The organism is Embleya sp. NPDC050493, from assembly GCF_044458105.1.
GTDB lineage: Bacteria > Actinomycetota > Actinomycetes > Streptomycetales > Streptomycetaceae > Embleya.
In genome coordinates this window covers 127,031-146,574 of the sequence record NZ_JBITHP010000016.1, presented here as the reverse complement: position 1 = coordinate 146,574, position 19,544 = coordinate 127,031, and the positions used below count along the sequence as shown (strand labels likewise).

The 19,544-nt window shown below is 67.2% G+C and carries 33 protein-coding genes; 1 reads left to right on the top strand and 32 read right to left on the bottom strand.

All coding sequences use genetic code 11. The annotated features are described in order from the left end of the window. Positions 1-10 precede the first annotated feature (10 nt). Complete coding sequence (gene rpsI, locus ACIBM5_RS28245; protein ID WP_020549204.1) at positions 11-496, bottom strand: 30S ribosomal protein S9; 486 nt, start codon at positions 494-496, stop codon at positions 11-13. Between the two features lie 41 nt (positions 497-537). Then, entirely contained in the window at positions 538-981 is a 444-nt protein-coding gene (rplM, locus tag ACIBM5_RS28240; RefSeq protein WP_020549205.1) for a 50S ribosomal protein L13, read from the bottom strand. Positions 982-1,338: 357 nt separating this feature from the next. Here rplM and ACIBM5_RS28235 point away from each other — a divergent pair, with 357 nt between their 5' ends. After that, entirely contained in the window at positions 1,339-2,394 is a 1,056-nt protein-coding gene (locus ACIBM5_RS28235; protein ID WP_396009336.1) for a hypothetical protein, read from the top strand. Between the two features lie 24 nt (positions 2,395-2,418). On the opposite strand, the gene truA is transcribed toward ACIBM5_RS28235, so the two are convergent. The 30 genes from truA to rplB all read right to left on the bottom strand — a co-directional run bounded on the left by truA (position 2,419) and on the right by rplB (position 19,518). Then, positions 2,419-3,261, bottom strand: a complete 843-nt coding sequence (gene truA, locus ACIBM5_RS28230; RefSeq protein WP_396009335.1) for a tRNA pseudouridine(38-40) synthase TruA — start codon at positions 3,259-3,261, stop codon at positions 2,419-2,421. Positions 3,262-3,361: 100 nt separating this feature from the next. Then, positions 3,362-3,883, bottom strand: coding sequence for a 50S ribosomal protein L17 (gene rplQ, locus ACIBM5_RS28225; protein ID WP_391585388.1), 522 nt, complete (start codon positions 3,881-3,883; stop codon positions 3,362-3,364). Between the two features lie 98 nt (positions 3,884-3,981). Continuing rightward, the gene (locus tag ACIBM5_RS28220; RefSeq protein ID WP_020549209.1) at positions 3,982-4,998 is read right to left on the bottom strand and encodes a DNA-directed RNA polymerase subunit alpha; all 1,017 of its coding nucleotides are present in this window, start codon (positions 4,996-4,998) and stop codon (positions 3,982-3,984) included. 100 nt (positions 4,999-5,098) lie between these two features. After that, positions 5,099-5,725 (bottom strand): 30S ribosomal protein S4, encoded by a 627-nt coding sequence (gene rpsD / locus ACIBM5_RS28215; protein WP_020549210.1) that lies wholly within the window; start codon positions 5,723-5,725, stop codon positions 5,099-5,101. A gap of 28 nt (positions 5,726-5,753) precedes the next feature. Beyond that, complete coding sequence (rpsK, locus tag ACIBM5_RS28210) at positions 5,754-6,155, bottom strand: 30S ribosomal protein S11 (RefSeq protein ID WP_020549211.1); 402 nt, start codon at positions 6,153-6,155, stop codon at positions 5,754-5,756. A 67-nt stretch (positions 6,156-6,222) separates the two neighbouring features. Further along, a complete protein-coding gene (rpsM, locus tag ACIBM5_RS28205; protein WP_020549212.1) occupies positions 6,223-6,603 on the bottom strand; it encodes a 30S ribosomal protein S13 in 381 nt (126 codons plus the stop codon). A gap of 182 nt (positions 6,604-6,785) precedes the next feature. Then, a complete protein-coding gene (gene rpmJ, locus ACIBM5_RS28200; protein WP_009740505.1) occupies positions 6,786-6,899 on the bottom strand; it encodes a 50S ribosomal protein L36 in 114 nt (37 codons plus the stop codon). Positions 6,900-7,015: 116 nt separating this feature from the next. Beyond that, positions 7,016-7,237 (bottom strand): translation initiation factor IF-1, encoded by a 222-nt coding sequence (infA, locus tag ACIBM5_RS28195; protein ID WP_018382544.1) that lies wholly within the window; start codon positions 7,235-7,237, stop codon positions 7,016-7,018. Positions 7,238-7,434: 197 nt separating this feature from the next. After that, positions 7,435-7,815 (bottom strand): DUF1707 domain-containing protein, encoded by a 381-nt coding sequence (locus tag ACIBM5_RS28190; protein WP_391585389.1) that lies wholly within the window; start codon positions 7,813-7,815, stop codon positions 7,435-7,437. A 35-nt stretch (positions 7,816-7,850) separates the two neighbouring features. After that, on the bottom strand, positions 7,851-8,459 hold the full coding sequence (locus ACIBM5_RS28185) for a DUF1707 domain-containing protein (protein WP_396009334.1): 609 nt from the start codon (positions 8,457-8,459) through the stop codon (positions 7,851-7,853). Positions 8,460-8,529: 70 nt separating this feature from the next. Further along, positions 8,530-9,297 carry a type I methionyl aminopeptidase gene (map, locus tag ACIBM5_RS28180; protein ID WP_396009333.1) on the bottom strand — a complete coding sequence of 256 codons (768 nt, stop codon included), beginning with the start codon at positions 9,295-9,297 and terminating at the stop codon, positions 8,530-8,532. A gap of 170 nt (positions 9,298-9,467) precedes the next feature. Further along, positions 9,468-10,121, bottom strand: a complete 654-nt coding sequence (locus ACIBM5_RS28175) for an adenylate kinase (RefSeq protein ID WP_391585392.1) — start codon at positions 10,119-10,121, stop codon at positions 9,468-9,470. Then, complete coding sequence (secY, locus tag ACIBM5_RS28170; protein WP_020549217.1) at positions 10,122-11,444, bottom strand: preprotein translocase subunit SecY; 1,323 nt, start codon at positions 11,442-11,444, stop codon at positions 10,122-10,124. It abuts the gene before it with no gap. A gap of 351 nt (positions 11,445-11,795) precedes the next feature. Further along, a complete protein-coding gene (gene rplO / locus ACIBM5_RS28165) occupies positions 11,796-12,254 on the bottom strand; it encodes a 50S ribosomal protein L15 (protein ID WP_396009332.1) in 459 nt (152 codons plus the stop codon). 1 nt (position 12,255) lies between these two features. Then, a complete protein-coding gene (gene rpmD / locus ACIBM5_RS28160; RefSeq protein ID WP_020549219.1) occupies positions 12,256-12,438 on the bottom strand; it encodes a 50S ribosomal protein L30 in 183 nt (60 codons plus the stop codon). Then, positions 12,438-13,043: a 30S ribosomal protein S5 gene (rpsE, locus tag ACIBM5_RS28155; protein WP_020549220.1), complete on the bottom strand. Its 606-nt coding sequence runs from the start codon at positions 13,041-13,043 to the stop codon at positions 12,438-12,440. The genes rpmD and rpsE overlap by 1 nt, the downstream gene beginning before the upstream one ends. A 46-nt stretch (positions 13,044-13,089) precedes the next feature. After that, positions 13,090-13,473 (bottom strand): 50S ribosomal protein L18, encoded by a 384-nt coding sequence (rplR, locus tag ACIBM5_RS28150; protein WP_020549221.1) that lies wholly within the window; start codon positions 13,471-13,473, stop codon positions 13,090-13,092. 2 nt (positions 13,474-13,475) lie between these two features. Next, complete coding sequence (rplF, locus tag ACIBM5_RS28145) at positions 13,476-14,015, bottom strand: 50S ribosomal protein L6 (RefSeq protein WP_020549222.1); 540 nt, start codon at positions 14,013-14,015, stop codon at positions 13,476-13,478. A gap of 18 nt (positions 14,016-14,033) precedes the next feature. Next, positions 14,034-14,432 (bottom strand): 30S ribosomal protein S8, encoded by a 399-nt coding sequence (rpsH, locus tag ACIBM5_RS28140; protein ID WP_020549223.1) that lies wholly within the window; start codon positions 14,430-14,432, stop codon positions 14,034-14,036. A 188-nt stretch (positions 14,433-14,620) separates the two neighbouring features. Further along, entirely contained in the window at positions 14,621-14,806 is a 186-nt protein-coding gene (locus tag ACIBM5_RS28135) for a type Z 30S ribosomal protein S14 (protein WP_020549224.1), read from the bottom strand. Positions 14,807-14,850: 44 nt separating this feature from the next. After that, on the bottom strand, positions 14,851-15,420 hold the full coding sequence (gene rplE, locus ACIBM5_RS28130) for a 50S ribosomal protein L5 (protein ID WP_020549225.1): 570 nt from the start codon (positions 15,418-15,420) through the stop codon (positions 14,851-14,853). Further along, positions 15,420-15,743 carry a 50S ribosomal protein L24 gene (rplX, locus tag ACIBM5_RS28125; protein WP_026217943.1) on the bottom strand — a complete coding sequence of 108 codons (324 nt, stop codon included), beginning with the start codon at positions 15,741-15,743 and terminating at the stop codon, positions 15,420-15,422. The genes rplE and rplX overlap by 1 nt, the downstream gene beginning before the upstream one ends. Positions 15,744-15,758: 15 nt before the next feature. Next, complete coding sequence (rplN, locus tag ACIBM5_RS28120; RefSeq protein WP_078975728.1) at positions 15,759-16,127, bottom strand: 50S ribosomal protein L14; 369 nt, start codon at positions 16,125-16,127, stop codon at positions 15,759-15,761. Between the two features lie 62 nt (positions 16,128-16,189). After that, a complete protein-coding gene (rpsQ, locus tag ACIBM5_RS28115; protein WP_355532996.1) occupies positions 16,190-16,471 on the bottom strand; it encodes a 30S ribosomal protein S17 in 282 nt (93 codons plus the stop codon). Beyond that, positions 16,468-16,701, bottom strand: a complete 234-nt coding sequence (gene rpmC / locus ACIBM5_RS28110) for a 50S ribosomal protein L29 (protein WP_020549229.1) — start codon at positions 16,699-16,701, stop codon at positions 16,468-16,470. The genes rpsQ and rpmC overlap by 4 nt, the downstream gene beginning before the upstream one ends. Next, positions 16,701-17,120: a 50S ribosomal protein L16 gene (gene rplP / locus ACIBM5_RS28105; protein WP_020549230.1), complete on the bottom strand. Its 420-nt coding sequence runs from the start codon at positions 17,118-17,120 to the stop codon at positions 16,701-16,703. Before rplP ends, rpmC begins: the two co-directional genes overlap by 1 nt. A 5-nt stretch (positions 17,121-17,125) precedes the next feature. After that, positions 17,126-18,001 carry a 30S ribosomal protein S3 gene (rpsC, locus tag ACIBM5_RS28100; protein WP_355532993.1) on the bottom strand — a complete coding sequence of 292 codons (876 nt, stop codon included), beginning with the start codon at positions 17,999-18,001 and terminating at the stop codon, positions 17,126-17,128. Further along, on the bottom strand, positions 18,001-18,345 hold the full coding sequence (gene rplV / locus ACIBM5_RS28095; RefSeq protein WP_026217944.1) for a 50S ribosomal protein L22: 345 nt from the start codon (positions 18,343-18,345) through the stop codon (positions 18,001-18,003). The genes rpsC and rplV overlap by 1 nt, the downstream gene beginning before the upstream one ends. A gap of 43 nt (positions 18,346-18,388) precedes the next feature. Further along, the gene (gene rpsS, locus ACIBM5_RS28090) at positions 18,389-18,670 is read right to left on the bottom strand and encodes a 30S ribosomal protein S19 (RefSeq protein ID WP_020549233.1); all 282 of its coding nucleotides are present in this window, start codon (positions 18,668-18,670) and stop codon (positions 18,389-18,391) included. An 11-nt stretch (positions 18,671-18,681) separates the two neighbouring features. Further along, positions 18,682-19,518: a 50S ribosomal protein L2 gene (gene rplB / locus ACIBM5_RS28085; protein WP_020549234.1), complete on the bottom strand. Its 837-nt coding sequence runs from the start codon at positions 19,516-19,518 to the stop codon at positions 18,682-18,684. Positions 19,519-19,544: the final 26 nt, after the last annotated feature.

The following is a 19,544-nucleotide window of genomic DNA, read 5'->3' as shown; positions in this document are numbered from 1 at the left end:
GCGAGACTGTTTAGCGCTTGCTGTACTGAGGCGCCTTGCGCGCCTTCTTCAGACCGTACTTCTTGCGCTCCGTGGCACGCGGGTCACGGGTCAGGAAGCCGGCCTTCTTGAGCGCCGGGCGGTTCGCCTCGACGTCGGCCTCGTTCAGCGAACGGGCCACACCCAGACGCAGCGCGCCGGCCTGGCCGGAGACGCCGCCACCGTGGATGCGGGCGTGCACGTCGTAGCGGTCGTCCAGCTCGAGCACCTTGAAGGGCTCGTTGACCAGCTGCTGGTGCACCTTGTTCGGGAAGTACTCCTCGAGCGTGCGCCCGTTGATCTTCCACTTGCCCGTGCCCGGCACGATGCGGACGCGCGCGACGGCTTCCTTGCGGCGGCCGGTGGCCGAACCCGCCTGCGGCTCGCTGAAGCGCGAGGCGAGCGACTCGGAGGTGTAGCTCTCGAGCGGAAGACCCTCGGTCTCCTCGATCGGGGTTTCTGCAATGGTCTCGGCCACTGTTCTCCTCAAACTATTCGTTCGTCAGGCGGTGGCCGTGACTACTGCGCGACCTGGGTGATCTCGAACGGAACCGGCTGCTGCGCCGAGTGCGGGTGCTCGGAACCGCGGTACACCTTGAGCTTCGACAACATCTGCCGGCCCAGGGTGTTCTTCGGGAGCATGCCCTTGATGGCCTTCTCCACGGCCTTCTCGGGGTTCTTCTCCAGCAGCTCGTCGTAGCGGACGGCGCGGAGGCCACCCGGGTAGCCGGAGTGGCGGTACGCCATCTTCTGGCTGCGCTTGTTACCCGACAGGTGCACCTTGTCGGCGTTCACAATGATGACGAAATCGCCGGTGTCGACGTGCGGCGCGTACACCGGCTTGTGCTTACCCCGGAGCAGGGCAGCAGCCTGGGTGGACAGACGGCCGAGCACGACATCGGTCGCGTCGATGACGTGCCACTGACGCTGGACGTCGCCGGGCTTGGGGCTGTACGTGCGCACGGTCGATAGCCTTCGCTTCTTCGTGAGTGTGTGCTGACGGATGCCGACTGGCTGTCCGGGAGATGATTCCGAACCGAATGCGGACTCCGGTGGCCGGCGGCCCGGCGTACCGACTCCACTCAAGCAAGCCAATACGCACAACGAACCGGCACAATACCGGGTCAAGGGGGTGCCGGTCAAAACGAGCAATGGGGCAATGATCTGCTCATGCCCCTCCCCAGCGTAAGCCATCGAGGCGGGTGCTCCTACCATGCCACGCCGGCCGTCACCGGATCGGCGGGTAGGTACGATGCGCCGAACGACTGGAGCTTCGGCGCATGGGGAGCCGAGGCAAGTCACCGTTTGCAGGGGGCGGAAATGTCGGGGGTCGGTACACCACCGGGAGACGACGGGCAGCAGCCGTGGAGCGTGCGCCCGGGCGGGCCCGGCACGCCGGGGCAGCCGCAACACGCGTGGGATCCGTTCCCCTCGCACGCGCACGACCCGCACGGGCAACAACCGCATCAGCAGCCCCAGCAGCCCTTCGCGCAATCCCGGCCCGTGCCCGAACAGCCAACGCCGCAACAGCAGTTCGCCGGCTCCGCCGGGCCCGACTGGGACGCGCTGGCGGAGCGGCGGGACGCGGCGGCCCGTCGCCGCCGACTGCTGTTCACCATCGGCGGCTCCGTGCTCGGCCTCGCGCTGGTCGGCGGTGTGGTCGCCGCGGCCATGGCGATGTCCGGCGGCGACGACGAGAAGAGCGCCGGCCCCGGCACCTCGACCGGCCCCTCCGCCGCGTCCTTCGCCCCGGCCAAGCCGACCTTCCGCCCCGCGCCCACCGTCCCGCCGCCGCCCCCGGCCCAGGCCGTGCTCGCCGATCCGACCCTGGACACCGCGCCGTTCACGGTCGAATCGTTGTTCCCCGCCTCGAAGTTCACCGTCAACGGGCGGCAGTACTCGGTGGTCGCGAGCAAGCTGGACAACACCTGCTCGGACGGCACCGACCCCAAGCTCGGCTCGGCCGCGCGCAATCAGCAGTGCACCCAGCTCATCCGACTCGCGGTGATCGGCCCGGACGGCATCGTCTCCACCGCCGCGGTGGGCTCGTTCCCGTCCGCGGACAAGGCCACCGCGGTCAAGAACGGCAAGGACGGCGGCGAACTCCTGCCGCTGGCCGGCCCCGGCGTCAAGGTCTTGGACGCCAAGAAGCAAAAGCACGGCAAGCTGCGGAACTCGGTCGGTCGCTACGCCCTGTTCACCCTCGACTGGTACGCCGACGGCAAGGACCCGGTCGGCGACGACAAGCCGATGGCCCAGGCCCAGGACGACGTGGACAAGTTCCTGTGGAACTCGCTCACCGCGCGCGGCGAGGCGAGGTCCAAGCAGATCGACGAGGAGAACAGGCGCAAGGCCCTGGAACAGATCCAGGGCTGACCCGGCCCCGGTTGCCGCCCCGACTCAGCTGCCGTCCCGGCGCCGCCGGGTCGCGGTGACCCGATCGGCGAGCAGCTCGTCCGCCGGGTAGGCCACCTCCTCCAGGGTGAGCCCGTGCGCGGGCGCGACATGTACGCCCGAGTCGCGCACCGCGCGCCCGAGCACCTCCAGCGGCCAGTCCACCGGCTTGCGCCCGGTACCCACCGCCAACATCGCGCCGACCAGCGAGCGCACCATGTTGTGGCAGAACGCGTCCGCCCGCACGGTGGCCACGATCACCGGCCGAAACGCGGGACCCACATCGGCCCCGGTCGGCGTCTCGCGCGCCCAGGAGAAGTCCTGGAGACAGCGCACCGTCGTGGCCCCCTCGCGCTTGCGGCAGAACGACGCGAAGTCGTGCTCGCCCAACAACCGCCGCGCCGCCGCGTTCATCCGGGTCTCGTCCAGCGGCCGGTCGTGCCACACCACGTTGCCCCGCCGCAGCGGGTCCACCCCGCCCGGCGCGTCGCACACCCGGTACGCGTAGCGCCGCCAGATCGCGCCGAACCGCGCGTCGAAGCCCTCGGGCGCCACGGTGATGTCCCGCACCCGCAGGTCCCGCGGCAGTGCCCCGGTGACCCGCCGCAGGGCCACGTCGCCCAGCGCGACCCAGACCTCGTCCGGCACGTCCAGATGCGCCACCTGGCCGCGCGCGTGCACGCCGGCGTCGGTCCGCCCGGCCACGGTCAGCTGGGCCGGCTCGGCCAGCCGCAGCACGGTGGTCAGGGCGCTCTCCAGCGTGCCCTGCACGGTGCGCAACTCGCGCTGGCGGGCCCAGCCCGCGAACTCGGTGCCGTCGTACGACAGATCGATGCGCAAGCGCACCACGTCAACCACCTCCGGGCATGGCGCGAGCCCGTCCCCCGTACGAATACGGGGAACGGGCTCGCACTGTGAATCAGAACGCGTGGAGCATGCGAGAAGACCGTCAGGCCTTGTCGGCGTCCTTGCCCTCTTCGGCCTGCTCGGCCTCGGCGGCGGGCGCCTCCTCGGTCTCGACGACCTTCGTCGTCTCGACCTTGGCGGTCTCCTGCTCCTTGACCGAGCGCTTCGTGGCGGCCTCGGCCTCGCCGACCGCGGTCTGCGCCACGGTCAGCGCCTCGACCAGCTCGATGACCGCCATGGGCGCGTTGTCGCCCTTGCGGTTGCCGATCTTGGTGATGCGCGTGTAACCGCCCGGGCGGTTCTCGTACCGGGGAGCGATCTCCTCGAACAGCGAGTGCACGACGCTCTTGTCACGAACGATCGTGAGCACCTGGCGACGGTTGTGCAGGTCGCCCTTCTTCGCCTTGGTGATCAGTCGCTCGGCGACGGGACGCAGCCGACGCGCCTTGGCCTCGGTCGTGGTGATCCGACCGTGCTCGAACAGCGCCGTCGCGAGACCGGCCAGGATCAGCCGCTCGTGGGACGGGCCGCCGCCGAGGCGCGGACCCTTGGTGGGCCTGGGCATGTTCTCTCCTAGATATTCCTGCGCCGGCCGTGTCAGGTACCGACGTCAGTCCACCCGGGCCGGTCGGCCCGGGTGGTGACTACACCCGAAGGTGTCGTTCAGTACTGCTCGGTCTCCGCGAAGCCGTGGTCGTCCTCGTCGCCGAAGCTGTCCGCGGCGGCGGTCGGGTCGAACCCGGGCGGGCTGTCCTTGAGGGCCAGACCCATCCCGTTGAGCTTCGCCTTGACCTCGTCGATGGACTTCGCACCGAAGTTGCGGATGTCCAGCAGGTCGGCCTCGCTGCGCGCGACCAGTTCACCCACGGTGTGGATGCCCTCGCGCTTGAGGCAGTTGTACGAGCGGACCGTGAGCTCGAGCTCCTCGATCGGCAGCGCCAGATCGGCCGCGAGCGCGGCATCGGTCGGCGACGGGCCCATGTCGATGCCCTCGGCGTCGATGTTCAGCTCGCGCGCGAGACCGAACAGCTCGACCAGCGTCTTGCCCGCGGAGGCCATCGCGTCACGCGGACGCATGGACTGCTTGGTCTCGACGTCGACGATCAGCTTGTCGAAGTCCGTGCGCTGCTCGACACGGGTGGCCTCGACCTTGTACGTGACCTTGAGCACCGGCGAGTAGATCGAGTCGACCGGCACGCGGCCGATCTCCTGGCCCGCCTGCTTGTTCTGCACCGCGGAGACGTAGCCGCGACCGCGCTCGACGGTCAGCTCCATCTCCAGCTTGCCCTTGGCGTTCAGCGTCGCCAGGACCAGGTCGGGGTTGTGCACCTCGACACCGGCCGGCGGCGCGATGTCGCCGGCGGTGACCACACCCGGGCCCTGCTTGCGCAGGTACATCACGACCGGCTCGTCGTGCTCCGAGGAGACGACCAGCTGCTTGATGTTCAGGATGAGGTCGGTGACGTCCTCCTTGACACCCGGCACGGTGGTGAACTCGTGCAGGACGCCGTCGATCCGGATGCTGGTGACAGCCGCGCCCGGGATCGAGGAGAGGAGCGTACGACGGAGCGAGTTGCCGAGCGTGTAGCCGAAGCCGGGCTCGAGGGGCTCGATGACGAACCGCGAACGGTATTCGTCGACGACGTCCTCGGTGAGGGTCGGCCGCTGAGCGATAAGCATGGGGATGCCTCCTGATGATGGCGCCCGCTATTTGACGCCAGTGGAAACAAGGATACGGGCGGACCGGCACAATCCCGGTCCGCCCGATCCCGTGGAGCTCTTACTTGGAGTAGAGCTCGACGATGAGCTGCTCCTGCACCTGCGTGTCGATGACCTGACGCGCCGGGAGGGAGTGCACAAGGATGCGCATCTTGCCCGGGATGACCTCGAGCCAGGCCGGGACGGTGCGCTCGCCGGCCTCGGCACGGGCGACCACGAACGGGGTCAGCTCGACCGAGTCCTTGCGGACCTCGATGATGTCGTTGTCGGAGACCCGGAACGACGGGATGTCCGTCTTGACGCCGTTGACCACGATGTGACCGTGGCGAACCAGCTGACGGGCGTGGTCACGCGACTTGGCGAAGCCCGCGCGGTAGACCACGTTGTCCAGGCGCGACTCGAGGATGCGAAGCAGGTTCTCGCCGGTCTTGCCCTGGCGACGGTTCGCTTCCTCGTAGTAGCCCTTGAACTGCTTCTCGAGCACACCGTAGATGCGCGCGCACTTCTGCTTCTCGCGCATCTGCAGCAGGTACTCGCTGTCCTTGGTACGGCCACGACCGTGCTCACCCGGCGGGTAAGGCCGAATCTCGATCGGGCACTTCGGGCCCTCGCACTTGCTGCCCTTGAGGAACAGCTTCATCTTCTCGCGACGGCAGCGCTTGCAGTCCGCGCCGGTGTAACGCGCCATTGTTCTTTAACTCCTAGTCAGCTGCTGGTCAGACGCGGCGGCGCTTGGGGGGGCGGCAGCCGTTGTGCGGCACGGGGGTGACGTCCTGAATGGAACCCACCTCCAGGCCGGTGGCCTGCAGCGAACGAATGGCGGTCTCACGACCGGAACCCGGGCCCTTGACGAAAACGTCGACCTTGCGCATGCCGTGCTCCTGGGCACGACGCGCGGCGGACTCGGCGGCCATCTGCGCGGCGAAGGGGGTCGACTTGCGCGAACCCTTGAAGCCGACGTGGCCCGCGGAGGCCCACGAGATCACGTTGCCGCTGGGGTCCGTGATCGAAACGATGGTGTTGTTGAACGTGCTCTTGATGTGGGCGTGCCCGTGAGCGACGTTCTTCTTTTCCTTGCGGCGCACCTTCTTGGCGCCCGCGCGGCTCTTGGGAGGCATCTGCTGGAAACTCCTGAGGTCGTCGGTCCGCTACGAATTGAGGACCGCGTGATCCGTCGTACGCGGACTACTTCTTGCCCGGCTTCTTCTTGCCGGCGATCGCGCGACGCGGGCCCTTGCGGGTACGCGCGTTGGTGTGGGTGCGCTGACCGCGGACGGGAAGACCGCGACGGTGACGCAGACCTTCGTAGCAACCGATCTCGACCTTGCGGCGGATGTCGGCCTGAACTTCGCGGCGGAGGTCACCCTCGACGCGGTAGTTCGACTCGATCCAGTCGCGAAGCTTGATCAGGTCGTCCTCGGCGAGATCGCGGACGCGGGTGTCAGGGTTGACACCGGTGTTCTTCAGCGTGTCCAGCGCACGAGTGCGCCCGACGCCGAAGATGTAGGTCAGAGCGACCTCGACCCGCTTCTCACGGGGGAGGTCGACGCCGACGAGGCGTGCCATATGTGTGGCTCCTGGTTTAGTCGGAGGTCTGGCCCAGCACCGGTCCGGCACACCTTCTGGAGATGTCCTCGGTCCTCGGCCTCCGGCCGAGGGTGGCGTCCCGCACGAGGCGGGGGTCGGGTGCTGCGGCTCTTACGGGGTGCGTCGCGCGTCGATCGCTCGTTGTGCGAGGGGGTTGCTGCTCAGCCCTGGCGCTGCTTGTGGCGCAGGTTCTCGCAGATCACCATGACCCGGCCGTGACGGCGGATCACCTTGCACTTGTCGCAGATCTTCTTGACGCTCGGCTTGACCTTCATGATTTCTCCGGTACGTGTGACGAGGGCGTGCGGGCACGCCGCCGTCGCCGAGTCGGTTATCGGTTTGCGTCCAAGCCCCGCACACCACGCACGGCGTGGGCAGGGCCGGGGCTCGCCTACTTGTAGCGGTAGACGATCCGGCCGCGGGTCAGGTCGTAAGGGCTCAGCTCCACGACAACCCGGTCGTCCGGAAGAATACGGATGTAGTGCATCCGCATCTTCCCACTGATGTGCGCGAGGACTTTGTGCCCGTTCTGAAGCTCCACGCGAAACATGGCGTTGGGGAGCGACTCGATGACGGTGCCCTCGATTTCGATGGCCCCTTGCTTCTTGGGCATGTCCTCCGCGCTTCGTATCTCGGGATCAGCTACCGTTACCCGGCCACATGACGAAGCTCAAATTTTTGGCGCCCAGACGACGGGCGCGCCAAACCTGGCTACATGTGAGCCGACGAGTCAGTCTAAGGCACTCGGCGCGTGAAAGCGAAACCGGGCCCGGAACCATCGGTTCCGTTCCCGCCGGGGCGCCTGCGGGTCTACTTCACGAAGTAGACCAGCGCCCATAGCAACACGCCGAGCGACATCACGACCAACCAGACCTTGTTCAGCGTCGCGTTGGAAACCCGCTGACGCCGCCCCTCCGCCGGACCGTAGGCACCGGCTCGTGGAGGCGCGTCGACGTATGGGTGGTACTCCCGCGGCGGCGTCGCACCCGCCGCGTCGTCCCGATCCTCGCGGCCCGGCAACTGCGCCGAGACCGCGTCGAGCTCCCCCACCGTACCCGCTCGGCGGACCGCGTCCAGGCGCGCCCGGTATTCGGACAGCGCCAGCCGGCCGGACGCGAGGTGCTCACGCAGCTCGGCGGTCACACGTTCGCGGTCCGCGGGGGTCGCGAGGGCGTTCGGATCACGGTCCATACCACGAGCGTAGGCCCTGATCCGAAGCCCGGTCATCAGGGCGCGGGGCGCCCGTGTCGCCAGAAGCACATCTGGATCGAGCCCAGCACCGCCGCGGCCGGACCGTAGACCCACACCGGCCAGAAGTACACGACGCCGGTACCGGCCACCGCGACCAGCAGCCAGATCACCACGTTCAACGCGGTGATCGCGTTCAGCGTGGTCCACGCCGCCCGCAGCGCCCGCGCCCCGGCGGCCCACCCGTCCCGCTCCTGCGGCACCGGACCCACGTCCCGGTACACCCGCTCCCGGGCCACCGCCGGCGGCGGTGCGGGTCTGGGCGTCGGCCACGTCGTCGACGCCGGCGGCGGCGGAAGCACCGGTGCCTCCGGCGCGACCGGCCGGGCGAGGGCGGCCCGGGTGCGCGCCGCCTCGTAGGCCATCCGCGCGCGGATCACCTCGACGTCCGCCTCCAGGTGCTCGGGCGGCGGCAGATCGGAGATCAGCCGGGCCAACTCCCCCAGCGTGACCGCCCCGAAGGCGGCCCCCATACGTTCGTTGAACTCTGCGAGCGTCAACCGTCCGACCGCGTGGTGGTCGCGCAGAAGCGTCACCGCCGCTTCACGGTCGACGTCGGATGCCCGCATGGTCGGAAGCCTCACCATGCCTTCGACAGTAGGCAGGCACCGCGGCGTCGTACATGGTGCCAGCCCCACCATCGACGGGGGTCTGGCATCAGGGACGGGTCAGTACCACGGGCCCGTTCTCGGTGATCGCGATCGAGTGTTCCCAGTGCGCCGCGTGGCCGCCCGCGGTGGTCTTGACCGTCCACTCGTCGGGGAGCGTGTACGTGTCCGGCTTGCCGAGGGTGACCATCGGCTCGATCGCCAGGCACACGCCGACCTCCAGGCGCGGACCCCGGCCGCCGGGGCCGTAGTTGAGCACGTGCGGGTCCTGGTGCATCTCGGTGCCGATGCCGTGGCCCCCGTAGTCCTCGACGATGCCGTACTTGGCGCCGCCCGGCAGCGGGTTGGCCCGGATCGACTTCTCCACCGCGTGGCTGATGTCGGTCAGCCGACCGCCGGCCACCGCGGCCTCGATGCCCGCCCACATCGACTGCTCGCACACCCGGCTCAGTTCGAGCACCTCGGGCCGCACCGTGCCGATCGGCACGGTGATCGCCGAGTCGCCGTGCCAGCCGTCCAGGATCGCGCCGCAGTCGATCGAGATGATGTCCCCGTCCCGCAGCGGCGTCTCGTCCGGAATCCCGTGCACCACCACGTCGTTGACCGACGCGCAGATCGACGCCGGGAAGCCGTGATAGCCCTTGAACGAGGGAATCGCGCCGGCCGCACGGATCGACCGCTCGGCGATCGAGTCCAGATCGGCCGTGGTCACCCCGGGCTTCGCCGCCTCGCGCAGCAACTCCAGCGTGTTCGCCACGACGGCCCCGGCACGACGCATCTTCTCGATCTGCTCGGGCGTCTTGCGCTCGATTCGCATGTGCCGCTTCCTGAACACCGGCATGGCCGTCCTCGTCTGTGAATATCGCCGAAGCCTCGTCTCGGCCGTGGCATTGTCCCGGCCGAATGGTCTCGGCTGAAAAACACGATGGGCGATCCGGGGTTTCCCCGGATCGCCCATGTGTGATGTCTGTCGCGGCCGGCGCCCGATCAGGCGCCGAACTCCCGGAGCGCGGTCATCGCGCGCCCGGTGACCTCCTTGACCGGACCCGTCGCCTGGATGGGCAGCAGGAGGTTGCGCTCGGAGTAATAGCCGACCAAGGGTTCGGTCTGCTCCTTGTACACGTCCAGGCGGTGCCGGACGGTCTCCTCGCGGTCGTCGTCGCGCTGGTACAACTCGCTGCCGCACTCGTCGCAGACGCCCGGCACCTTCGGCGGGTCGGTCAGGATGTGGCAGACGTGCCCGTTCGCGCGGCACTGCCGGCGACCGGAGATGCGCTGGATGATCTCCGAGTCGTCGACCTTGAGCTCGAGCACCACGTCGAGCTCGGTGTCGTTCTCGGCGAGGATCTCGTCGAGCACCTTCGCCTGAGCGGTGTTGCGCGGGAACCCGTCGAGGAGGAAACCGGCGGCGACGTCCGGCTGCGCGAGGCGCTCCCGGACCATGCCTATGGTCACTTCGTCGGGCACGAGGTTGCCCGCGTCCATGTAGGTCTTCGCCTCGCGGCCGAGCGGGGTGCCCTGACTCACGTTGGCGCGGAAGATGTCACCGGTCGAGACGGCGGGAATCGACAGGTTGGCGGCGATGTACTGGGCCTGGGTTCCCTTACCCGCGCCGGGAGGCCCCACGAGAACGATACGCATTTAGCGGAGGAAGCCTTCGTAGTTGCGCTGCTGGAGCTGACTCTCGATCTGCTTCACGGTTTCCAGACCCACTCCCACGATGATCAGGATGCTCGTGCCGCCGAACGGGAAGTTCTGGTTGGCGTTGAAGAGCACGAGCGCGATGCTGGGTACCAGCGCGATCATGCCCAGGTACAACGATCCGGGCCACGTGATCCTGGTGAGGATGTAGTTCAGGTATTCCGCAGTCGGTCTGCCGGCGCGGATCCCCGGAATGAAGCCACCATACTTCTTCATGTTGTCGGCTACTTCTTCGGGGTTGAACGTGATGGCCACGTAGAAGAACGCGAAGAAGACGATCAGCAGGAAGTACGTGATCATGTACAGCGGGTGGTCGCCCTTGACGAAGTGGCGTTCGATCCACACCGCCCAGTCCGATTTCCCACCGCTGAACTGGGCGATGAGGGCCGGGATGTACAGCAGCGACGAGGCGAAGATGACGGGGATGATGCCCGCCTGGTTCACCTTGAGCGGGATGTAGGTCGAGGTCCCGCCGTAGGCGCGACGCCCGATCATGCGCTTGGCGTACTGCACCGGGATCCGGCGCTGCGCCTGTTCCACGAAGACCACCAGGCCGACCATCACGAGGCCGATGGCGATGACGGTGAAGAACGGCACCCAGCCGCCACCGATGGTGCCCTGCTCCTTGATCGTCCACAGCGCGGCCGGGAAGCCGGCGGCGACCGAGACGAACATCAGGATCGACATGCCGTTGCCGATGCCGCGGTCGGTGATCAGCTCACCGAGCCACATGATCGTCGAGGTGCCGGCGGTCATCACGGCGACCATGACGATCACCCGGAAGAGCGAGTCGTCGGGAACGATGCCCTGCGGGTCGCAGGTCGCGCTGCGGGCGCTGGAGAACAGCGCGCCGCTGCGGGCGGTGGCGATCAGCGCGGTCGACTGCAGGATCGACAGCGCGATGGTGAGGTACCGGGTGTACTGGGTGATCTTCGCGGTCCCGGACTGGCCCTCCTTCTTGAGGGCCTCCAGCCGCGGGATCACCACGGTCAGCAGCTGCAGGATGATGCTCGCCGTGATGTACGGCATGATCCCCAGCGCGAAGATCGTGAGTTGCAGCAGCGCACCGCCGCTGAACATGTTCACGAGGCCGAACAGGCTGTTCCGGTTGGAGTCCTCTACGCAAGAGCGCACCATCTCGAACGAGACGCCCGGTACCGGGATATGCGACCCGATCCGGAAGAGGACGATGATCGCCAACGTGAACAGCAGCTTCTTGCGCAGGTCGGGCGTGCGGAACGCCCTGGCGAACGCGGTGAGCACACTGCCTCCTGCGCCCCGCCCGTCTTAGGGGCGAGTCGATCGAGTCGTCGGTCCGGAGAGGACCACTGGTCAGGTCCCGCACAGGGAACCTCACGGACAATAACAGCGCCGACGGCCCGGAAGTATCGCACCGGTCCGACGTTCCTGCGACATGACACAACACACGGCAAAAACAGAGCAGGTCATGTGTGGGGGTGTGGCAATGGATCCGCCCCCACGACACAGCACACCACAGGGGCGTCACCACCTTACCGGCGTGACGCCCCTGCGCTATAGCCTCCAACGACGTCAAGGCCCGTTCGGTACCGATCCGAACGGGCCATGACGGTCAAACCTTGTCCACGCCTACGGTCAGACCGACAGTTCGTCGGTCGAACCGCCCGCGGCGGCGATCTTCGTCTTCGCCGAGCCGGAGAAGGCGTGCACCTTCACCTGGACGGCAACCGAGATCTCGCCGGTGCCCAGGACCTTGACGGGCAGGTTCTTGCGAACCGCGCCCTTCTCGATCAGACCCTCGACGGTGACTTCGCCACCCTCGGGGTACAGGGACTCGATCTTGTCCAGGTTCACGACCTGGAACTCGACCCGGAACGGGTTCTTGAAGCCCTTGAGCTTGGGCAGCCGCATGTGCAGCGGCATCTGCCCACCCTCGAAGCGGGCCGGCACCTGGTAACGAGCCTTGGTGCCCTTGGTGCCACGACCGGCGGTCTTGCCCTTGGAGCCCTCGCCACGACCCACGCGGGTCTTGGCGGTCTTGGCGCCCGGGGCGGGCCGCAGGTGGTGCACCTTCAGCGGGTTGTCAGCACCCATGTCAGTCGACCTCCTCGACGGTGACGAGGTGCGACACCGTCGCGATCATGCCGCGGATCTCCGGGCGGTCTTCCTTGACGACCACGTCGTGGACGCGCTTGAGACCGAGCGAACGGAGAGTGTCCCGCTGGTTCTGCCTGCCACCGATCTTGGATCGGGTCTGCGTGACCTTGAGACGTGCCATTACGCACCAACCCCCGCGCGGGCCCGCAGAAGCGCGGCCGGGGCCACGTCCTCCAGAGGCAGGCCACGACGAGCCGCGATCTCCTCGGGGCGAACGAGCCCCTGGAGCGCCGCGACGGTCGCGTGCACGATGTTGATCGGGTTCGACGAACCGAGCGACTTGCTCAGCACGTCGTGGATGCCGGCGCACTCGAGCACGGCGCGCACGGGGCCACCGGCAATGACACCGGTACCCGGCGAGGCCGGCTTCAGGAGCACGACGCCGGCAGCCTTCTCACCCTGGATCGGGTGCGGAATGGTGCCCTGGATACGGGGGACCTTGAAGAAGTGCTTCTTGGCCTCTTCAACACCCTTGGCGATCGCGGCCGGCACCTCCTTGGCCTTGCCGTAACCGACACCTACGGTGCCATCGCCATCGCCAACCACGACCAGCGCGGTGAAGCTGAAGCGACGACCACCCTTCACGACCTTGGCGACGCGATTGATCGCGACGACGCGCTCGACGTAAGCGGTCTTCTCGGCGGCTGCGCCACCATCACGTCGATCCCGCCGGTCCCGCCGCTCGCCGCCGCCGGCGCCGCCACCGCGGCGCTGGGGTCCAGCCATCAGAATGTCCTCATCTGTCGTTCGAAGCTTGTCCGGAGCAGCGGGCTCAGAAGGTGAGCCCGTTTCCGCGTGCGGCATCCGCGAGGGCGGCGATACGACCGTGGTACTTGTTACCACCGCGGTCGAACACGACAGCCTCTACACCGGCAGCCTTCGCGCGCTCGGCGACCAATTCGCCGACCTTGCGAGCCTGAGCGGTCTTGTCGCCCTCACCACCACGGATGGACGGGTCCATCGTGGAGGCCGAAGCGAGAGTGTGGCCGGCGATGTCGTCGATAACCTGCGCCACCATGTGACGGGTGGAGCGGCTCACGACGAGACGGGGCCGCAGCGGGGTGCCGGAAACCTTCTTCCGCACCCGAATGTGCCGGCGCTTGCGTGCGACAGACTTCTTCGCAACGCCCTTGCCGGTCTTCACGCCGACAGCCATGCCTACTTACCAGCCTTTCCGACCTTGCGGCGGATGACCTCGCCGGCGTACTTGACGCCCTTGGCCTTGTACGGGTCGGGCTTCCGCAGCTTGCGGATGTTCGCGGCGATTTCACCGACCTTCTGCTTGTCGATGCCTTCGACCGAGAAACGGGTCGGGGCCTCGACCACGAAGGTGATGCCCTCCGGGGCCTCGACGACGACGGGGTGGCTGAATCCGAGCGCGAACTCCAGCGAGGAGCCCTTCGCCTGGACTCGGTAACCGACACCGCTGATCTCGAGCTTCTTGATGTATCCCTGGGTCACACCAGTGATCATGTTCGCCACCAGCGTCCGGGACAGCCCGTGCAGGGCCTTCGAGCGACGCTCGTCGTCGGGACGGGTCACCGCGAGGGTGCCGTCATCCGACTTTGCGATCTCGATCGGGGCGGCGATGGTGTGCGACAGGGAACCCTTGGGGCCCTTCACGACAACCTCGCGGCCATTGATGGTGACGTCCACACCGGTGGGAACCGGGATGGGGAGACGTCCGATGCGCGACATTGCTCTCCTTCCCTTCCCTTACCAGACGAAGGCGAGGACTTCCCCGCCCACGCCCTTCTTGGCCGCCTGCTTGTCGGTGAGGAGACCGGTCGACGTCGAGATAATCGCGACGCCGAGGCCACCGAGCACCTTCGGCAGGTTCGTGGACTTTGCGTACACCCGCAGACCGGGCTTCGACACGCGGCGGACGCCGGCGATCGAGCGCTCGCGGTTCGGGCCGTACTTGAGGACGACGGTGAGCTTCTTGCCCACCTCCGCGTCCTCGACGCGCCAGCCCTGGATGTAACCCTCCTGCTGGAGGATCTCCGCGATGTGCGACTTGATCTTGCTGAACGGCATCACGACGTCGTCGTGATAAGCCGAGTTGGCGTTCCGCAGACGGGTCAGCATGTCTGCGATGGGGTCGGTCATGGTCATGACGGCCTCAAGGCCTTTCTCGCCGTGGTTTCCCGGCGTGCGATCCCTCGCCCCGCCGCCCTCCCGAGGGAGAGCGGCGAAGCGACGACTGCGGTGCGGGACCTACGACGTCGTTACTGTTCTCGTTCGTCCCCACGGGACGACCGATGTGCGGGTGCCGCGTCGGTCGCCGAGGCGACCGTCGTGAACTACCAGCTGCTCTTGGTGACGCCCGGCAGCTCGCCGGCGTGCGCCATCGTGCGCAGGCACACGCGGCACAGGCCGAACTTGCGGTACACCGAGTGAGGACGGCCACAGCGCTGGCAGCGCGTGTAGCCACGAACCTCGAACTTCGGCTTGCGGGCGGCCTTTGCGATCAGGGCCTTCTTCGCCACGTCTCAGTCTCCTTGTTGCGTTCCTCAGTCGGCGAGCCGACTGCTCACGCTTCCTTGAACGGGAAGCCGAGGAGACGCAGCAGAGCGCGGCCCTCGTCGTCGTTCTTGGCGCTGGTCACCACAGTGATGTCCATGCCGCGAACGCGGTCGATCTTGTCCTGGTCGATCTCGTGGAACATCGACTGCTCCGTGAGACCGAAGGTGTAGTTGCCGCGGCCGTCGAACTGCTTCGGCGAGAGACCGCGGAAGTCGCGGATACGCGGCAGCGCGATCGACAGCAGACGGTCGAGGAACTCCCACATGCGGTCGCCGCGCAGTGTAACGTGCGCGCCGATCGGCTGACCCTCACGCAGCTTGAACTGCGCGATGGACTTGCGGGCCTTCGTGACCTGGGGCTTCTGGCCGGTGATGGCCATCAGGTCCTTGATCGCGCCGTCGATCAGCTTCGAGTCGCGGGCGGCGTCGCCCACACCCATGTTGACCACGATCTTGGTGACGCCCGGAACCTGCATGACGTTCTCGAACGAGAACTCCTCACGCAGCTTGCCGAGGATCTCCTCGCGGTAACGCTGCTTCAGACGCGGCAGTTCGCGCGCCTCAGTGGTGACCGTCATCAGATGTCCTCACCGGTCCGCTTGGCGTACCGGATCTTGTTGCCCTCGTCATCGAACCGGAAGCCGGTCCGCGTCGGGACCTTCTTACCGTCCTTCTCCACCACCAGCATCACGTTGCTGACGTGGATGGAGGCTTCCTGGGTGATGATGCCACCGGTCTTGGCACCCTTGGCGGACTGACCGACCTTGGTGTGCTTCTTGATCCGGTTGACGCCCTCGACCAGGACGCGCTCCTTCGGCGGGTAGGCCGCGATGACCTTGCCCTGCTTGCCCTTGTCCTTGCCCGTGATGACCTGTACCAGGTCACCCTTCTTGATCTTCATCGCCTTCGCCATTGGTTAGAGCACCTCCGGCGCGAGCGAGATGATCTTCATGAACTTCTTCTCACGAAGCTCACGGCCGACCGGACCGAAAATACGGGTGCCTCGGGGTTCGCCATCGTTCTTCAGGACAACGGCGGCGTTCTCGTCGAAGCGGATGTAGGAGCCGTCGACACGCCGGCGCTCCTTGACCGTCCGCACGACGACTGCCTTGATGACGTCGCCCTTCTTCACGTTGCCACCGGGGATCGCGTCCTTGACGGTGGCAACGATGACGTCCCCGATGCCCGCGTAGCGCCGGCCGGAGCCACCGAGCACACGGATGCAGAGAATCTCCTTCGCACCCGTGTTGTCGGCGACTCGCAGTCGCGACTCCTGCTGGATCACGTCTAACTCCTGATCGTCACGTCGCGGTCACGACCCACGGATGGTGGGGCGACCGGCGCTCGCTACTTGGCCTTTTCGAGGATCTCGACGATGCGCCAGCGCTTGCTGGCGGACAGCGGCCGAGTCTCCATGAGGACGACACGGTCACCGACGCCACAGGCGTTCTGCTCGTCGTGAGCCTTCAGCTTGTTCGTGCGGCGGATGACCTTGCCGTACATCGGGTGCTTCACGCGGTCCTCGACGGCGACGACGACGGTCTTGTCCATCTTGTCGCTGACGACGAGGCCCTCACGGGTCTTGCGGAAACCCCGGGTTGCTTCAGTCATCTCAGTCTTCTCGCTCACGCCGCGCCTCCGGTCTCCTGCACGTCGATGCCCAGCTCGCGCTCGCGCATCAGCGTGTAGATCCGGGCGATGTCCTTACGGACAGCCTTGAGCCGCCCGTGGTTTTCGAGCTGCCCGGTCGCCGCCTGGAAACGGAGGTTGAACAGCTCCTCCTTGGCTTCGCGGAGCTTGGCGACGATTTCCTCGTCACCGAGTTCGCGGAGCTCGGACGCCTTGGTAACGGCCGCCATCACGCCTCACCAGCCTCGCGCCGGACGATCCGGCACTTCATCGGCAGCTTGTGCACGGCGCGGGTAAGCGCCTCACGAGCCACCTTCTCGTTCGGGTACGACAGTTCGAACATCACCCGACCGGGCTTGACGTTCGCGACCCACCACTCGGGCGAGCCCTTACCGGAACCCATGCGGGTCTCGGCAGGCTTCTTGGTCAGCGGACGGTCGGGGTAGATGTTGATCCACACCTTGCCACCACGGCGAATGTGCCGGGTGATGGCAATACGAGCGGACTCGATCTGACGGTTGGTCACGTACGCCTGGCCGAGGGCCTGGATGCCGTACTCGCCGAACGCCAGTTCCGTACCGCCCTTGGCGCGGCCACCACGCTTGGGGTGGTGCTGCTTGCGGTGCTTGACCCTGCGGGGGATCAGCATCGGGGTCAGGCCTCCGATCCGGATTCGGGCGCCGAGTTCACAGCCTCGGCCGCCGGCGCGGAGCCGGTGTCCGAGGAACCGGTGGCCTGCGCGTCGTTCTGCTGCGGACGTCCGCCGCGGCCACCACGGCCACCGCGCTCGCCGCCACGACCGCCGCCGCCACCCTCGCCACCACGACGGGGACGCTCGGGAGCGCCGCCGCGGGCGGGACGGTTGCTGGCACGAGCCGCAGCGTTCTCGGCGCGGACCTCGGCGATGTTCTTGACGTCGCCCTTGTAGATCCACACCTTCACGCCGATGCGACCGAACGTCGTACGGGCCTCGAAGAAGCCGTAGTCGACGTTGGCGCGCAGCGTGTGCAGCGGCACGCGACCCTCACGGTAGAACTCCGAGCGGGACATTTCGGCCCCACCCAGACGACCACCGCACTGGATCTTGATGCCCTTGGCCCCGGCCTTCATGGAGCTCTGCATCGCCTTGCGCATCGCGCGGCGGAAGGACACGCGGCTCGAGAGCTGCTCGGCCACACCCTGCGCCACAAGCTGAGCGTCGACCTCGGGGTTCTTGACCTCGAGGATGTTCAGCTGAACCTGCTTGCCGGTGAGCTTCTCCAGCTCACCGCGGATGCGGTCGGCCTCCGCACCACGACGGCCGATGACGATGCCCGGCCGGGCGGTGTGGATGTCGACGCGGACGCGCTCACGGGTGCGCTCGATCTCTACCTTCGAGATCCCGGCGCGCTCCATGCCCTTCGTCATCATCTGACGAATCTTGACGTCCTCGCCGACGTAGTCCTTGTACAGCTTGTCGGCGTACCACCGGGACTTGAAGTCCGTGGTGATGCCGAGACGGAACCCGTGCGGGTTAACCTTCTGGCCCACTAGCGGGTCCTCTCCTTCTCGGCGACAACCACGGTGATGTGGCTGGTGCGCTTGCGGATGCGGTACGCCCGGCCCTGTGCCCGCGGACGGAAACGCTTGAGGGTCGGACCCTCGTCCACGTAGGCGGCGGACACGTACAGGATGTTCGTGTCCAAGTTGTGGTTGTGACCGGCGTTGGCAATGGCGCTGTCCAGCACCTTGCCGACCGGCTCACTCGCGGCCTGCGGAGCGAATCGCAGGACCGCCTGGGCCTCCGCGGCGTTCATGCCACGGATGAGGTCCACCACACGGCGGGCCTTCATGGGCGTGACGCGGATGTACCGCGCCTGAGCCCTGGCTTCCATCGACGTCCCCTTGCTCATCTCGATATCCATGCGATTCGCCGCGTCAGCGACGACGCGACTTCCGGTCGTCCTTCTCGTGACCGCGGAAGGTCCGAGTCGGCGCGAACTCGCCGAGCTTGTGGCCGACCATCGACTCGGTCACGAACACCGGGACGTGCTTACGGCCGTCGTGCACCGCGATCGTGTGGCCCAGCATCGCCGGGACGATCATCGAGCGGCGGGACCAGGTCTTGATGACGTTCTTGGTTCCCTTGTCGTTCTGTACGTCCACCTTCTTGATGAGGTGGCCGTCGACGAAGGGTCCCTTCTTGAGACTGCGCGGCATCGAGACTGCTCCTAGCGCTTCTTGTTCGTCTTGCGGCGGCGGATGATGAGCTTGTCGCTGGCCTTCTTCGGCCGGCGAGTACGACCCTCGGGCTTACCCCAGGGGCTCACCGGGTGGCGACCACCAGAGGTCTTACCCTCACCACCACCGTGCGGGTGGTCGATGGGGTTCATCGCCACACCGCGGACGGTCGGGCGCTTGCCCTTCCAGCGCATGCGACCGGCCTTGCCCCAGTTGATGTTCGACTGCTCGGCATTGCCGATCTCGCCGACCGTCGCCCGGCAGCGCACGTCGACCAGGCGAATTTCGCCCGACGGCATGCGGAGGGTCGCGTGGGCGCCCTCCTTCGCCAGCAGCTGCACGCTGACACCCGCGGAACGGGCGATCTTCGCGCCGCCACCGGGCCGAAGCTCGATGGCGTGGATGACCGTACCGACCGGGATGTTCCGGAGCGGCATGTTGTTGCCCGGCTTGATGTCGGCGCCCGGACCGTTTTCGATCCGGTCGCCCTGCTTCAGCTTGTTCGGGCACAGGATGTAGCGCTTCTCGCCGTCCGCGTAGTGCAGAAGGGCGATGCGCGCGGTGCGGTTCGGGTCGTACTCGATGTGAGCGACCTTCGCCGGAACGCCGTCCTTGTCGTTGCGCCGGAAGTCGATCAGTCGGTACGCGCGCTTGTGGCCGCCACCCTGGTGGCGAGCAGTCACACGGCCGTGGTTGTTACGACCACCCTTGCTGTGCAGAGGGCGGACCAGCGACTTCTCCGGCTCGGACCGCGTGATCTCGACGAAGTCGGCGACGCTGGCGCCACGACGGCCCGGCGTCGTCGGCTTGTACTTGCGGATGCCCATGGCTTCTCTTAGTCCTCGTCCGTATC